The organism is Allorhodopirellula solitaria (assembly GCF_007859855.1).
In the GTDB taxonomy this organism is placed as follows: domain Bacteria; phylum Planctomycetota; class Planctomycetia; order Pirellulales; family Pirellulaceae; genus Rhodopirellula; species Rhodopirellula solitaria.
This window is the reverse complement of record NZ_SJPK01000005.1, coordinates 53822-69735: the sequence shown is the minus strand read 5'-3', so window position 1 is coordinate 69735 and position 15914 is coordinate 53822. Positions and strand designations below refer to the sequence as shown.

Annotated in this window: 13 protein-coding genes; 6 read left to right on the top strand and 7 right to left on the bottom strand. The window is 58.1% G+C overall.

The window, feature by feature from the left end; translation table 11 throughout:
* Nucleotides 1–3 precede the first annotated feature (3 nt).
* The 6 genes from CA85_RS11580 (at nucleotide 4) to CA85_RS11555 (ending at nucleotide 7364) form a co-directional block, all read left to right on the top strand.
* Complete coding sequence (locus CA85_RS11580) at nucleotides 4–3195, top strand: efflux RND transporter permease subunit (RefSeq protein WP_146391510.1); 3192 nt, start codon at nucleotides 4–6, stop codon at nucleotides 3193–3195.
* A 50-nt stretch (nucleotides 3196–3245) separates the two neighbouring features.
* Nucleotides 3246–3632, top strand: coding sequence for an RND transporter (locus tag CA85_RS11575; protein WP_146391509.1), 387 nt, complete (start codon nucleotides 3246–3248; stop codon nucleotides 3630–3632).
* A gap of 323 nt (nucleotides 3633–3955) precedes the next feature.
* Nucleotides 3956–4648: a hypothetical protein gene (locus tag CA85_RS11570; RefSeq protein WP_146391508.1), complete on the top strand. Its 693-nt coding sequence runs from the start codon at nucleotides 3956–3958 to the stop codon at nucleotides 4646–4648.
* A 168-nt stretch (nucleotides 4649–4816) separates the two neighbouring features.
* Complete coding sequence (locus tag CA85_RS11565; RefSeq protein ID WP_146391507.1) at nucleotides 4817–6046, top strand: ABC transporter permease; 1230 nt, start codon at nucleotides 4817–4819, stop codon at nucleotides 6044–6046.
* A 31-nt stretch (nucleotides 6047–6077) separates the two neighbouring features.
* Entirely contained in the window at nucleotides 6078–6614 is a 537-nt protein-coding gene (locus CA85_RS11560; RefSeq protein ID WP_146391506.1) for an STAS domain-containing protein, read from the top strand.
* Between the two features lie 66 nt (nucleotides 6615–6680).
* A complete protein-coding gene (locus tag CA85_RS11555; protein ID WP_146391505.1) occupies nucleotides 6681–7364 on the top strand; it encodes an ABC transporter ATP-binding protein in 684 nt (227 codons plus the stop codon).
* A gap of 598 nt (nucleotides 7365–7962) precedes the next feature.
* Here the strand turns inward: CA85_RS11555 and CA85_RS11550 are convergent.
* From CA85_RS11550 to CA85_RS11520, 7 genes are all read right to left on the bottom strand, one after another.
* Nucleotides 7963–9222 (bottom strand): hypothetical protein, encoded by a 1260-nt coding sequence (locus tag CA85_RS11550; RefSeq protein ID WP_146391504.1) that lies wholly within the window; start codon nucleotides 9220–9222, stop codon nucleotides 7963–7965.
* Nucleotides 9219–11054 (bottom strand): type IV pilus biogenesis protein PilM, encoded by a 1836-nt coding sequence (locus CA85_RS11545; RefSeq protein WP_246112714.1) that lies wholly within the window; start codon nucleotides 11052–11054, stop codon nucleotides 9219–9221. The genes CA85_RS11550 and CA85_RS11545 overlap by 4 nt, the downstream gene beginning before the upstream one ends.
* Before the next feature lie 70 nt (nucleotides 11055–11124).
* Nucleotides 11125–12933: a type II secretion system protein GspK gene (locus tag CA85_RS11540; protein ID WP_146391503.1), complete on the bottom strand. Its 1809-nt coding sequence runs from the start codon at nucleotides 12931–12933 to the stop codon at nucleotides 11125–11127.
* On the bottom strand, nucleotides 12933–14003 hold the full coding sequence (locus CA85_RS11535; protein WP_246112713.1) for a PulJ/GspJ family protein: 1071 nt from the start codon (nucleotides 14001–14003) through the stop codon (nucleotides 12933–12935). Before CA85_RS11535 ends, CA85_RS11540 begins: the two co-directional genes overlap by 1 nt.
* Nucleotides 14004–14429 (bottom strand): type II secretion system protein, encoded by a 426-nt coding sequence (locus tag CA85_RS11530; protein ID WP_246112712.1) that lies wholly within the window; start codon nucleotides 14427–14429, stop codon nucleotides 14004–14006.
* Nucleotides 14426–15088, bottom strand: coding sequence for a prepilin-type N-terminal cleavage/methylation domain-containing protein (locus CA85_RS11525; protein WP_146391754.1), 663 nt, complete (start codon nucleotides 15086–15088; stop codon nucleotides 14426–14428). The genes CA85_RS11530 and CA85_RS11525 overlap by 4 nt, the downstream gene beginning before the upstream one ends.
* A 16-nt stretch (nucleotides 15089–15104) precedes the next feature.
* Nucleotides 15105–15572 (bottom strand): type II secretion system protein GspG, encoded by a 468-nt coding sequence (locus CA85_RS11520; RefSeq protein ID WP_146391752.1) that lies wholly within the window; start codon nucleotides 15570–15572, stop codon nucleotides 15105–15107.
* Between the last annotated feature and the right edge of the window lie 342 nt (nucleotides 15573–15914).

Below are 15914 nucleotides of genomic sequence, written 5' to 3'. Positions count from 1 at the left end.
AACATGCTGAACTGGCTAATCGATTTTTCGCTTCGAAACCGTGCAGCGGTCATTCTGGGTACGTTGGTGTTCGCAGTGGTAGGGGCCATCTCGCTCCGCCAACTGGACATTGATGCGTTTCCGGACACGACTCCCGTGCAGATTCAAGTCAACACCACTGCCCCGTCGCTCTCATCCGAAGAGGTTGAGCGTCAGATCACCTATCCGGTCGAGCAAGCGATCAGTGGTCTACCGGGGCTGCAGGTGATGCGCTCGATCAGCAAGTTCGGGCTGTCACAAGTCGTCGTGCTGTTCGAAGATGAGGTCGATATCTACTTCGCTCGGCAGTTGATCAATGAGCGGCTGAGCACGGTGGAGCTGCCCGTCGGGATAGAACGACCGCAGATGGGGCCAGTATCGACCGGACTGGGCGAGGTGTTCCACTATGTCCTGACATTCGATGGCGTTGACTTCTCGCAAGTCTCGCAAACCGAGCGTGTCGAGCGTCTCACCGATCTACGCACCGTCCACGACTGGGTGGTCAAACCGCAACTGCGATCCGTCCCCGGCGTCGCTGAGGTCAACAGTTGGGGCGGGTACGAAAAACAGTACCAAGTTCGCTTGGTTCCCGACGCATTGATCAAGCACTCGCTCACCTACGAGCAGGTCGCCGACGCGATCCAAGCAAACAACCAGAACGTCGGTGGGGGAACGATCACCGACGGCAGTGAATTGTTGTTAGTCCACGGCGTTGGGCGTACGGTCAATATCGAACAGATCGAAGACATCGTCGTGAAAGCTGAGGACGGTGTGCCCGTTCGTGTTAGCGATGTTGCCAGCGTGCAGATTGGACATGAGATTCGTCGTGGCACGGTGACAGCCAACGGCCGCGGAGAAGCCGTTTTGGGTTTGGGCTTCATGCTGATGGGCGAGAACAGCCACGACGTCACCTGGGCGCTCAAAGACAAGGTCGAGCAGATTCGCGAGACGCTCCCTGCGGGGATGACAATCCAAACGGTCTACGATCGCACCGAGCTGGTCGACCACGTGATCCACACTGTGCAGAAGAACCTGTTTGAGGGTGGCCTGCTGGTGATCGCTGTATTGTTCATCTTCCTTGGCAACCTGCGAGCTGGCATTATCGTCGCCTTGGCGATTCCGCTTTCGATGTTGTTCGCATTCTCGGGCATGCTGAAATTTGGAATTGCGGCTAGCCTGCTTAGCCTGGGGGCGATCGATTTTGGGCTCGTCGTCGACAGTTCCGTCGTGATGGTCGAGAACTGCGTTCGGCATCTTTCCCACGGGCGTGATGGGCGTAGCCGATTGGAGATCATTCGCGACGCAGCGATCGAAGTTCGCAAGCCAACGATGTTTGGCGAATTGATCATCATGATCGTGTACCTGCCAATTCTCACTTTGGAAGGCGTCGAAGGCAAATTGTTTCGTCCGATGGCTCTGACCGTGATCATGGCACTCGCCGGATCGATGGTCTTGTCGCTGACCTTGATGCCGGTTCTGGCCAGTCTCTTTCTGCCCAGAGGAATCAAGGAAAAAGAACCCCTGTTGGTGCGTCTGCTCAAACGGGTCTACCTACCGGTGCTGCGGTTCACGATGAATCACAAAGTGTTCATCATTGGATCGGCGCTGCTGCTGATGGTCGCGGTGTTCGGATTGATCGCACCGAATCTTGGCAGCGAGTTCGTGCCGCGACTTTCCGAAGGTGCAATCACGTTGAATGTCGTGCGGTTGGCGGGCACCGATCTCGAAGAGTCGATTCGCTACAACACGCGAATGGAAAAGACGTTGTTGGCGAGTTTCCCCGACGAGATCGCCCACGTCTGGAGTCGTGTTGGAACGGCGGAGGTTGCGACCGATCCGATGGGAACGGAGCTAACCGATCTGTTCATCACCCTCCGACCGCGCGACCGCTGGAAGCGTGCCGAGAGTCAGGAGGAATTGACGCAACTGGTTCAACACGAGCTCCGTGATCTCCCCGGGCCACGACTGGCAATGTCCCAGCCCATCGAGATGCGGATGAACGAGATGATCTCGGGAGTGCGGGCTGATGTGGCTGCGATTCTATATGGCGACGATCTGGATCTGATGGTGCAAAAGGCGACCGAGATTGAACGGGTGTTGAAGTCAGTCCCCGGTGCATCTGATGTGCGAGTCGAGCAGGTCACGGGCCAACCCGTCCTGCAAATCCGCATCAAGCAGGACGCCATTGCCCGCTACGGAGTCCCCGCGTCGCAGATCATGAATTTGGTGCGTTCCCTTGGCAGTCGCAGCGTCGGTGAAGTCTACGAAGGGCAGCTGCGTTTTCCATTGATCATCCGGCTGCCCGAAGAGGCGAGAGCGAACCCGGACGCGATCAGGGACATCCTGGTTTCGACGGCATCTGGACAGCGGATTCCGCTCTCTCGCCTGGCGACGATTGAGCGCGTGGAAGCTCCCAATACGATCAAACGTGAATGGTACCAGCGCCGTATCACGATCGAATCCAATGTGCGCGGACGCGATATGGGAAGCTTCGTTGCGGAAGCGCGTGAAATGGTCGATGCCCAAGTTGCCTTGCCTCCAGGACGGTACCGAGTGGAGTGGGGAGGGCAATTTGAAAACCTTCAACGTGCGCAAGCGAGATTGATGATTGTTGTTCCCATCGCAATTCTGTTGATCTTCTCATTGCTGTACATGACTTATCGCAATTGGATCGACACCCTGCGTGTCTTTACCGGTGTACCGTTCGCCTGGATCGGAGGAGTCCTTGCCTTGTGGATTCGCGACATGCCGTTCTCGATCTCAGCCGCGGTTGGGTTCATTGCCTTGTCAGGCGTTGCGGTCCTCGATGACATGCTGTTGGTATCGACCATCCGGCAGCTTCGTCGTCGCGGACGAAGCCTTGACGAAGCCGTTGAGGAGGCCGCGATGACTCGATTGCGACCGATCCTGATGACAACGCTTGTGGCGAGCCTTGGCTTTGTTCCGATGGCATTCAGCACCGGCATGGGGGCCGAGGTTCAGCGTCCCCTGGCAACGGTTGTCATTGGCGGCGTGTGTAGCGCCATGATCATGAGCTTGCTCGTTCTGCGCGTGCTGTACGTTGTCTTCAACCTTCCGCAACGTAAACAGATACCGATCGAGGACGACTCGACGATGATTGAAGGTTCCTCAACTGAGACTCCTGACGAACGGCGTCAGGAACTTGCCTCAGTCTAATTTCGATTTGCTTTTGAATGTTACCTCTCCCCCCCTTTAGGAAATTTAGTATGACCTATCGTTTTCGATTCCCCATGTTGGTTGGCGCGGCGCTCTGTGCGGCGACGCTGTCATTTGTTGGCTGTTCCGATTCAGGCACAGTGACGACGGATGCGACCCCCGTTTCAGAAGAACACACGGACCATGACCACGACGAGCATGATCATGCGGCGCACCAGCACGGCGAGTGGTGGTGTGGTGAACATGGAGTTCCCGAAGAAGAATGCGCTCAGTGCGACAAGTCTTTGGTAGCGGAATTCAAAGCCGAAGGCGATTGGTGCGCTGAACATAACCGACCGGACTCTCAGTGTTTCATCGATCATCCAGAAAACTTCGATAAATACGCGGCTTTGTACGAAGCCAAGTTTGGTGAACGCCCCGAAATGCCGACTGAATAGTCTTTGTCGGCACATGGATAAGGCAATCCCTTTCCTCACCGGAGTGAGGGTTGCCACGCGAAAGTGATCGGGGGATTGAGGAATTACGCCAGCCTACGGATGCCTCGTCCCTCGGTCACGATTTACTCCGACGGAGCCATTCCCACCAACGGAAGACGCCCGTCGTGAATTCAATCAAATTCAGTCAACATCGCGAATCGCTCGCCGGTCGATTCAGCGGTATTTAGTTTCCATTCGGCGAATTAGGAGTATCAAGGATGACCCTTCGAATTTTGCACGCTGTGACCCTCACGTGCGTTGCTATGGTATTTGGCGTTTCTAGCATGAGCGTTGAGGCAGCTGGCCCGGGGCAGCAGTCGATCGACGCGGCGACGGAAAAGAACCAGTTTTCTTTCGTGCTGTTCTATCGTGCGAACGATGCCAGTACGCAGCAGATGTTTAAAACCCTGCAGGACACACTTCAGTCCCGCAGCGATGCGGTCGCGGTTCCCGTCAACGTCACCGATGCGGGGAACAAAGATATCGTTTCTAAGTTCGATGCTTCACGTATTCCGTTACCAGCCGTCGTCGCGATCGCACCGAACGGAGCTGTTTGTAGCGCATTCCCACGGAAGGTCGCTGCCCAACAAATCTTGGCTTCGATTGTGTCTCCGGGCCAAGCGAGCTGCTTGAAGGCACTTCAGGACGATCAGATCGTGCTGCTGTGTGTGTGCACGGCGAATGGTGCAACATTGCCTCCCGCAGTCAAAGCATTCAGCGAGAATCAAATGTACCGTGAGCGAACAAAAATTGTCAGCGTTCGGTCGGATGATCCAGCCGAGTCGCAGTTCTTGAAACAACTGAAGGTTCCTGCCGATCGCCAGTCCACTTCAGTCGCTTTCATGGCGCCTCCCGGGGCGATGCTAGGCGTCTTTGACCAGTCGGTTTCATTCGACACTTTGGCAAAGACCGTCGCAGCAGCCGGCAAGTGCTGTGAAGATGAGAACTGCGAGTTCAACAAAGCAGCGGCCAAGTAGAGCAAGGCGCGGCGCTAAAGCAACAAGTGAGCAGTAGCCGATGGAGTCGGTTGCCCCAGATTCGGGGCTCCCGCCGGCCGGCTGCATTTTGAATTCGCGATTGCGATGAACGCCGGACCGAAACTCAACCATTTACTTCACGAACGAACAGTATCCACGGAGGGATCGATGAAAATCCAACACCTGATTTGGAAAGAGATGCGAAAACGCCCTACGCCGATGATTACCAGCCTATTGGCGGTAACGCTCGGCGTGATGGCCTTAGTCGCGATTCAAAACATTGCGGTCTTCTCGCAGAAAAAAATTGCGGGGGACATGGAGTCGTTGGGCGCAAATGTGCTCGTGCTGCCGCCCAACGCTTCACTTCAGGATTACTACGCGGCTGATATGCACGGTGAAACCATGCCGGAGGAGTTTGTGACGCGTCTCGCGTTTGCCAGGCTACCTGGCGTCGAGAATTTGGCTCCTAAATTGTGTGTCGAAACGTCCGCGAGTGGCCAAGACGTCGTGGTCACAGGAATCTTGCCGCGTAGCGAGTATCAAGCCAAATCGGCTTGGCAGGGCCTGGGGATGTTCGCGAGCGATGTGGGGAGCGATCGCGGATGCTGCAGTACAACGGCGACGTCGCTCGCCGGTTCAGATGACCCGAACTCGCTGGCTACTGAGCGAACGATCCAAGACCTGGGCGCGCGAGAAGTGATTCTGGGGAGTCTTGCAGCAGAGAAGTTGTCGGCAAAAGTTGGCGATGAGCTTCCGCTACTCGGTGGTGATTTCAATGTACTCGCGGTGCTTCCCGAAGCGGGGACCGTGGATGACTCGCGGGTGTTCGCTCACCTGCATTCGGTCCAAGAACTCGCCGAAACCGGGCCGGTCGTCAACGTGATTGAAATCGTCGCCTGTTGCGAAGACGCCGCTGGCAGTTTGATCAGCAACCTGTCGGCCGAACTCCCCGAAACAAAAATCGTCACGATTTCACAAGTTGTCCAGACTCAGCTAGCCGTCAACACATTGATGTCGAGACTGTCTTGGGTCTTCTTTTCGATCTTGCTGCTGGTCGGTGCTAGCAGCATCGCCAGCGTTATGTTTGCCAACGTGACTGAGCGACGCCAAGAAATCGGTACCCTGATGGCGCTTGGTGCAAGCCGCAGTTTTGTCACCCGCCTGTTCCTCGGCAAAGCCGTCGTCCTGGGAGTGGTCGGCGGGATTGCGGGATACGCTGGTGGAACGGTCCTGGCCATCATCTTGGGGCCTCGTTTGCTGAGCGTTTCGGTACAACCACTGCCGATGTTACTCGTCACCAGCCTCGTGGCTGCGACGCTCGTCGCCGTCATGGCGAGTTTTCTTCCAGCCAGGCGAGCGGCCGGCCTGGACCCGTGCCTTGTCTTCAATGACGCTTGAGCACGTCAGTGCCGAATCAAGGAGATACGCTATGAAATTCAACGCTACCTATACGGACTCACCGCCAAGTACCGGATCGGCACTTGGTTGTGAGCAGCCGCTACGCCCGGTTTTCGCAGCTGACAATACGTTGACGGTCGCTCAATTGAGAGTCACGCTAACATCGTTGCCACTCGAACGGAGTCGAAGCGATTGGGCCAATCAAATGGTTGATGGCGCGACAGAAAAGGCTATCTCTCACCGACGCGATGTCAGAGTGATACAGTTTCCGGATCGTCTCAGCTCATCCAATGGAGACACGGTTGCCCGTGTGTTTGAGGACTTTGAGGCGATTCTCTTGCGCTCGGAACAAACCCCGATCGTGCTTGATCTGTCGTCGGTGCGGCTCTGCGGTGCGTCCTTCATCAACGGCCTGATGGCATCCAGGAATGCGATCGACGCTTGCCGAGCGACAGTCGTGATCGCAGGCGACCCCAATCGCTTGCTTTCCATGTTTCAGGTGCACCGAATTATTCAGGTCTATCCAACCTTGGCGTCTGCACTCCACGTCGGATTAGAAGAAACTTAACCAGCGGTTTCTACCGAAACTGCAATCACCCAAAGCGATTACCACTATTTTGGAAACGGAGTTCCCATGTACCAACTCAATGAAGTCACCCAGACATACCACTGCCGGGGCAAGATCGTCACGGCGCTTAACTCAATCGATATATCGATCGAGGATAACGAGTTTCTTGCCATTGTCGGTCCCAGCGGTAGCGGGAAAACGACACTGCTTTCAGTACTCGGAGGTATGCTGAAGCCAGAGCATGGTGAGGTCCTGTTCGACGGCGATTCTCTATACGATCTGCCGTTGGCCCGCCGTGCGCAGCTGCGGGGCACGAAGATTGGATTCGTCTTTCAGACATTCAACTTGGTGCCCTGGCTGACGGCGCTGGAGAACGTGCAGATTCCGATGATGCTCGGTGGGTTTTCCTCGAAGCAACAGATTGCACGCGCTTCGGAGCTACTCGAACGCGTCGGGCTTCACGACAGGATCGACCATCATCCTGGTGAACTGAGCCAAGGGCAGCAGCAACGCGTTGCCCTGGCACGGACGCTCGCGAACGACCCGCAAGTGATCCTCGCCGATGAGCCCACCGGCAACCTCGACCACGAGACTCGTCACCAGGTGATGGAATATCTCGCGGAGTTTCATCGAGACGGTCGGACAATCATCCTGGTTACCCACGATGCGGATACTGCGGCGTTTGCTAATCGCACGTTGCGGCTGGTGCATGGCGCGCCGCACTCCAATGAAGCGCTGCACGCTGCATAGCGTGCTGCCATGATGTCAGTCATTCGATTGCTTCAACTGACAGCGAAAAGTGGGTTCATCCGACGGACGCGTGCGCAGAGCACAGCGGAAGTTTTTTTGAGGCATGGCTCTCGTATCCAATGATCGTTCAAAAATGCGTCCCTGACGAACAAACGCTCGCCAGGGACCGACAACACCATTGGCGTACCGCTTTTGCAGGGAAACGCTGGCGACCGAGATATCCCTTGCCAAGCCAGCACCTTTGCAGAGCTCGGTTCCGTTTCTCCCGGCAGTGCCAGTCTAACATTGATAATCACATCCCACAAATAAATCCTTCGATACTGGAGCCATGCCTTGAAAACCTCGGGCGCACGCTTCCGCCGGATCAGCCGAAAAGTGTCAAGCGTTTCGCTGTCGTCGTAACGCTTTGTGGGCGATCGTTTGGGCTGCTAAGAATTGCCTATTGACGTCAGGTTGGATCGCGTCACTTTTGTTTTGTGTTTTCAGGCCAGAGGCCGACACATCCCCTGCCGTTGCCGCTCACCACTACCGGTAGAACGCCGACTAAATCCACACGCCGGTCAGCCAACGGCTAGCCGAACGACTTCCCCGCACCCGCTCAGGATCCCTCGAGCAGGTCGCTGAGTTTACCCGACGGACGCAGTTCATAGCTTTGGCCGTTGATCTCGAGGGTCACCCGGCGAGCGGTCACGCCAGTCACCTTGCCCTGAATCGACCCGATTTCGAACTCGTCGCCGACCTTGAGCTTCAATGTCTTGCCCCGCGTTCGCACGTTCATCCAAGCGGTCCAGTCGTCACCGCCTTGAACGAGGGCGGTTAAGAAGGTCTGCGTGGCGTCGTCAAATCCAGGAGCTGCGGCGGGCGCCTCCGGTGGTGGTGGTGGTGCCTGTGTTTTGACCATCAGGGACTGGGTCGTTTGTCGGTGCGGGTAACCATCGTCGGTGGCGACAATCTGCACCTCGAACTCTTCGATCGACTTCGGCGCGTCGCCTTCGCTGTCGTCCGTGTTCTCTGGGTCGGCCGGGGGCGAGACGACGAGTTTTGCTGATTCAGCATCCCATCGGACCCACTCGGGCAACTCACCTTCGACGCTCACATTGACGCGGTTGTTCTCCGGATCGCTGAACTTCAGCGGCAGATCGTTGTCCTTGCCGCGGAATGCGACCATCTGCGTGTCACCTTCAAACTGAGGAGCTTGATTGGGCGGTTGAAAGAAGTTGCGGTTGAGAATCGATTCACGCGAGGCTTCGAGTGAACGCGTGATCCGCCACGACGGTTCTTCGCTCGGAGGTGCTGGCTGGGCTTCGGCAATGTTCAGGCCGATGGCATCGATCATCAGGACCACGCTCAGCGCGTCGGTGCTCTCCTGGCGTTGTCCGGCAACTTGACTGAGCGACTTGCGCACCGGCGCGAAACTGATCTGGCGAATTCGGTGCAACTGATCTCGACTCTGGATCGCATACACCAAATCTACGACACCTTTCAAATCGGTCTTTCCCGAGACCCGGAAACCGAATTGGGTATATAGTTCATCGAAGGGGGCAATGCTGATCGGGTCGACAACAGCGTCACCGATATTGAGCTTGCCCACCATGCTGAGCAACCACGCCTGGTAGCTGCTCTTGGCGACTTCGGGATCACTCGACAGCGAGCGTGCTTTGTATTCGCCGAGTTGTCGCTCGGCCTGAGTGCCGGCCAGCCACTGCACCTGCAGGTCGTCCGCGGCACTGGCGAGCGAGTTCAGACGCCCCTGACGATAGCTGACCGCAGAGCGGTATTGGTTGAAGCCCCAGTTCAAGGCGAAGAGCACAAACAGGCCGCCGATTCCAATGGATAGATAACGTTCACGTTGAGTCATTGGGTTGCCTCCGATACGAATTGGCTGTCCGAGGTTGTTTCGCTGTCCGAAGGTGTTCCATCCGACGACGTCGGATCGACAGGTGGATCACTCGCTGGTGGCGGTTCGGTCGCGTCTGAAGAATCCGTCGTCGGCGTGGATTCCGTCGTCGGTGTCGATGGGGGATTGGGGGTCGATGGCGGCGTGGGGGCCGATTCGCTCAGAGCGGCCGGTTCCATCGGAGCAGGCGATTCGGCCTCCGGTGCCGAGCCAGATTCCGGTGCTGGTTCACCGCCAGTGGCTGGATCCTCGTCTGCCCGTGGAGCAACGTCGGTTTCTGGCGTAGCTGCCGGTTCGTTCAACGCGAGCATTCGGGCGTAGCGTTTCTCTCGCACCGCTTCGGGGGCGAGTTCAATGGTTTGGCTCATCTGCCAGCGATAGGCATCGTCGCTGGCGAGTTGGGTGACTTTATCGCCTGTCACTTGATGCCACTTGTCTCGCATCGTGGTTTCAAATTCCTTGATCACATCGGGGGATGTGACCAAGCCGGTAACCACAATTTTTCCGCCGCCACCACGGGGGTTGGCCGCAGCCACGATGTCTTTAACGATCAGTTCATCCGACGGTGGCATCGCGTCAGCGAGGTGCTCGAGTTCGTCGAGCCAGTTGACGTCACTATCGAGAAACTGGTCGATTTGTTCGGTGCGTTCGATCATCGTATCGGAGACTTCGGTCTTCTTTCGCAGATCGTTATTGGCCGCGGTCTGTTGGGCGATCTGAGCATCGAGCCGAGCCAGGTTACTCCAGAGCAACCAGCCGATCGTCAAGACGAGGACTGCTGGGATCCCCACCATCATGGCAATTTTCGCCGTGTCAGTCTTAGCCTCCACCGCTTTGCGAGGATGTAGGAAATCGACCAGTTCCTGCTCATGACCGGCATCGGCAACGAGCATCCCGACCAGCGGGGCGAGGCGGCCGACCATTTCACCGGTGCCCTGCCTGATTTTCGCGTCGGCGCCGACGAGTTCAAGCGGGTCGAGCAAGCGGGTTTGGCAGGGGACATCCTGTTGTCCGGAGAGTCGTTCGGCGAGCAGTTTGAGCTCTTCGCCGTGACGTGCTTCGCGGCCCCACATGACGACGTCACAGTTGGAACCCGCCGCTCCGCAAGCGATCAGGCTGCGACGAATCTCGCCAGCCAGGGATGCCGAACGCGACGTCGATGTTGCGGCGTCGCCATCAGGCAAACGCACCGATCGAACGAATTTGATTTCGCCCTGGTTGAGCAGCACGATCTCGGCTTCATTGGCGACCAAGTCAATCAGCGCCACGATGGGTTCGTCGCCGCCGTTGGTTTGCGATGCACGAGAGGTCGCCTCCGGGACTTGAAGGCGGTAGAGCGCGGCGGCTGCGATGGGACGAAGCCCGACACGCTCGAGTGTCCATCCCGCCCCCTCGATCGCTTGGCGAATCGGCGTCAGATGAGCGGGGCCGGTCGCCGCGACGATCGCATCGATGCCTTCGTCGTCGGTGTGCGTGGTGATGAAATCGATCGTCGCGCTGTCGCCAGCCGATGCGAACTGCCGGATCGCTTGGAACCGCACCATATCGGGCAGTTCATCGGTCGGTACCGGTGGGAATCGCATCTGACGCAACTCAGCACGGTCCCGCCCGACGGCGACCAACGCATCGCTTTTCTCTAGCGAATACTGGCGAGTCAACTCGGTGAGCGTGGCTTGCAGCCCGTCCTCACCGATGGGAGCCACGGCAGCGGCGCGGATGCGAATGCCGCGGGCTGAGCGATCGGCCGCCACCATGCGGACTTGTTCATCGTCCCAATCGAGTGCGATTTTCATAACAGATTATCGAAAATTCTATGTAAGTGAGTGTCCATCGGAACAGTTTAATTGCATCCCGTTGAACGGTTTAATTTTGTGGGGTGGCTAGCCCGGCCATACCGCCGAGAACGGACAAGTCGAACCCGCGCCCCAGATGCGTGAGATTGCGAAAAGCAACCACGCGTGGGTTTGTGGTGTCGGTGGCGTCAATGATGACTTCGCCACGTGCCGCCAACCCACTGGATTCATCGAAACCGATTACCTGGGCACGGTACACATCCCCGCCGGCGGTCACCAACGGGAGCAGAGCACGCATTTGGTCAAGTGACACGATGCCTTCGGTCAGCGGCCACGTCGCGTGGGAGCGATCATTCGATGCTCCGACGCTCGCCCCGCCGCCTGAGAGACCGCCGGGACCAGCCCCGCGAGCCTCTAAAAGCGCCGACATGGTGTCGATATCGACCAACGAGAGGCCCGCCAAAATTTCCGCTGGCGCCTCGTTCAAGTTGATCCGTCCCGGCAACGCTTCGGTTTCTTGAGTCGTCAACTGGTCCATCAGCAGGGGCAAGTACTCGCCCATCAAGAGCGGATCGTCGAGAAAGGGGGAGCTGTAGTTCGTTCCATCAATCGACACTTCGGCGCCAATCAGATCGAGCACTTGGTTGACCTCCACCCCAGCCCCGGCGGTCAAATCCAGGCTGGACATCGCGTCGATGCTCCAAGGCATTGTGGGGGAATTTCCCTCCTCTTCTTCATCTTCTTCGGATTGGGTGACTTCATCACCGCCGGCTGATTGGGCTGCCGACATCAACGCCTCCGAATTCTGCAACGAGGATTCGCCCGACATTCGGTAGGCAACGATGAACGATGCATAGGTCTCGTCACCGAGCGCCGTCATCAATTCATCGTAAAGCACTTCGAGATCTTCCCCATTGACGTTGACGCGGGGGTCGCCTGCTGCGGTTATGTTGTTCTCCGCTCCATGGACCGTGAGATAAGATGCCCACCCCAGCGCCCCGGCAGTATCGATGCTCACTGCAGCCCGTTGTTGTTCATCGAGATCGAGAACGCCATTGCGATTGGCATCGGCTCCGAACAATAGTTGCGGTGTGACGCCGCGAACGAGAAGTAGCTCTTCGACACTTTGTAACGGTTCGTTCGGGCACGAGTAGGGTGATGGCAGGGTCCCGTAGTATTCGTCCTCACAACCAGCCGGACGGGGTTCCGTGTCCGTATCGATCCAATCCAAAATGGCATCAGCTATATCGACGGTCATCCCGGGAAGGGTCATCAGCAACTGCACCGCCATGTTGGCTGACTCCAGTGATTCGGAGTCACTCGAGTCTGAACCAGCGACGGCACCGAGCATGCCGCTCATCGCTGCCTCTGCACCGCCACCACCAGCTAAAGTCGTCAGCATGTCAATGGCATCGGAGTTCTCCTCGAGAACGAGCAATGCGTTGACGTTGATCCGAGCGGACTCGTTCTGCAGTCCGTAGCGGATGCCGCCGAGGGATCCGGTATCGGTGAGCCCTGGAGCGACGACGGTGAATCGCTGCACCGGACCGTCGGCGATGTTGGTAATGGCGACACCACGGAACTGCATCGCATTGTTGTAGACGCCCCCGGCCGCCTCGCGATCGATCGGGGGGCTGGCGAGGATCAGGCGAATGGCTTCCACTCCCGAATCCATGTTCAGGCGAGATTGGACTAAGTCGCCCTGCAAGTAGGCGGTCTCATCCGCAGCGAGCATCAATTCAGAGAATGAATAGACGGCCATGGTCGAGACCGCGACCACGACGAGTACAAGTACGAGGAAAAAGCCGCGGCGATTGCTTGCGCGCACGGCAAGCGGCCGCATCGTGCCGATCGAGTTGTGTGACGGAGCCGGGCTCATCAAACACCTCCCTGACTGGATCCACTCGCAGCCGAGACGCTGGTCCCAACGGCTGCGTCCTCCGTCGATTCTTCCGCGTCCTCAGGGTGGCTCATCGGCAGATAGATCACGTGCGTGTAGGTGTTGATGGTTTCGTTCTCACTGGCCTGGGAGGTACCCGCAAGATCGCCACCGATTTGCAGGGTCACGCGGATCGCCGGTGGAAGGTACCCCACCGAATCGGTGCTGAAATACGTCATCCACACGCCATCCTGGAAATACTCGAACTGGATCGCAGAAACCTCGGGGCTGATGATTTCGCCCGCAGACGTCAGACGCGAGAGTCCGCCGGACATTGCTGCATGCGAGGTGATGGCTCGGTCCAATTCCCGGCGCACCAAACCGCTCGCTCCCGGGGCGGCTGTCGAGGAGGTGTCGCCCAGGCCACTCGCGGCGGCGAGTTCCTCCAGTGGATCGGTGTTGCCGCCGGCCCCGGCCGCTTGGACGAAGTAACTGATCGTCTTGATGTCGCTGGGGCGGTCGAGCAACTTGCCATTGGAGACCGCCAGCGCGGGATCGATCGCAGTGTCCTCTAAACTCGGCAAGCGACTGACGTCGATCTGCAATTGATCCGTGCTGCCAATCAAACCAGGGGACTGCAGCACAGTGCCGCCCAGGCTAACGTTGAGAGCCTCGGCATCGGCCGCAACATCCTCGCTCAGCCCGGTCCCCGATTCGTCGACCTCGGGCTCTTCAGGCAACGCCTCGTCGTCCCCACCGCCGCCGCCACTCGATGAGCCGAGTTGCCCCAGCGGTGACGACGCCGCAGACAAAATCTCAGCCAGCGGAGCGGTGTCGACGGGACGCGTCGTCAGGGTCATGCGTAAATCGTCTTCGATCATCTGCAGTACGGCGGAGGCGACTTGAGAATTCCGGTAGTTTTGCTCTGCGGTCGACATCTGACGCACGTAGAACGAGATGGCGCCACTGATCAGGCCCATCAACACCACGCACATCGCGAGCGTCAGCAGCATTTCGAGCAGCGTGAATGCGGCGCGAGATCGATTGTGTCCGAGTGCCTGTGTCATCATTTACACCCCCAACTCTTCTTCGCCGAGTCCGAGCATGGGATCGATCATCCAGCGAGTGATGGAATAAGTGGCGATCGGATCACCGCCGTTGGGGCTCAGAGCGCGGACGGTGATGCGAATTGTCAAAATGCCTTGCATGGGGGCTGTCCCCACGTCGAGTTGATACTCGAATGCAGTCGTTGATTCCGAATCGACCGCCGCAGTAGGTGTCGCCGGCAGGGACGCTGGTTGCTGCTCGCTGGCGAGCAGCGTTGCCAGACGACTCTGGGCGATCAACCGGGCCTGGGCCAAATGCTCCGCTTCGCGAGCCGCATCGGCACCCTTCATCGCAAGGGTCGATAGCATCCCCAGCGAGCCGCCAAGGATCGCCAGGGCCAGCATCATTTCGAGCAGCGAGAAGCCGGAGCGTTGTTGGTTAAGGCTCACGGGGCCGCCCTCATCGTCACGTCGCCGGTCAACCCGCGAACCTGCACGCGGGCGACATTCGCCGCAGCGGCGGCGCTGCTGGAATCACCATCGGATTTCCTGCCGATCGTGATGATCGCGTTGCTGGTTTGTCCGGTGGGATAAAAATAAATCACGGGGAGAGTGCCGGTTGGAGTGCCACCGACCGCTGGATTCGCGGGGGCAGCGGTGTCTAAAAGTGCTGCTTCTACCGAGCTCGTCCCTCCGACCGGTGACGTGACCACCGCTCGAACGACCACGTTTTCGGGAAGTTCAAACGTCCATCCGCTCGACGCCGAAGACGTCGCGGGGGTTGTCACTCCCATCGCTTGCTCGGCTCCGGTCAAAAGCGCCGAGGGCGCCGCCGATGAAGACGACGACTCGACAGCATCGGAACCGGAGAATTTAGGGACCACCATCATCTCGCCAGAATCCGGATTGGATTGCAGCGTCATCACCCGGCCCTCACGTATCGCGTGGACTCGCAGTCGGGTCATCTCAGCTCGGATCTGGTCTCCGGCCCGCACGAGTTCGCGATCGCCAAGCATCGTGCCGGCAATGGGAATCACCATCGCCGCGGCAGCCGCGGCAATGACCATTGCCAGGAGAAGTTCCAAAAGGGTGAAGCCAGCAGTTTTCATCACGATGGTGATTGTCCTATCGACCTGCGACGATTTGATCGTCCTCGGTATTCATTTGGCCGTCGAGTCCACCGCTGCGGATCTCGAACTCATTGCCTTTCGTGCTGAAGTCGAAATCGTTACCCCACGCATCGGTTGGGATCGTTTCGAGAATAGGGGCGACCCATTTGGCCTTCTTCGCCGCATCGCTTGGTCCGTCTTTGAGCTGTTCGAGCGAGTCGGGCAGCGAATTGGTTTTGATCTGGTACTGCATCACGCTGGTTTTCAGCGAATTCAGTTGGACCTCGGTCGCGTTGATGTCGGCATCCGATTTGGCACCGATCAGGTTCGTGCCCACGATTCCGCCGAGCACCACCAAAATTGCCAGCACGAGCAACAATTCGAGCAGCGTGAAGCCGCGGCGAAGGTGCTCCGTTCGAGCCGGACGGCAACGGCGAGGGCGGGAAGCGGGCGAAGGTAGGCTGTTGGGGCGGGGGCGAGTCATGTTTGCTGAAGTCATCAATAGAAGGTGTTTGGGAAGGTGCAAAAAACGAAGGGCGGAGTTTTAGCGTGTGTTGCTATCGATTCGAACCCGGCTTGAGCGAGCGTCGCGGTTGGCCAACGAACGCGCAGTGGGGTTGTCTGTCGGTGTTACCTATGAACCGGTCGGCGCTAGTCCCTGTTTGCCCACGCCGAAAGCGACGCGGTTTACGAACCGAGGCTGGCGCCCACCGCTTAATCTAACCCCGCAGGGCCAGCGAAGTTCCGTTGCCGACTACCTCCGCCCTTGGTGCGTACCGTCGCGGCGGGATCTCGGCTCAAGCCGTTGACCTCTCCCACCGACGCC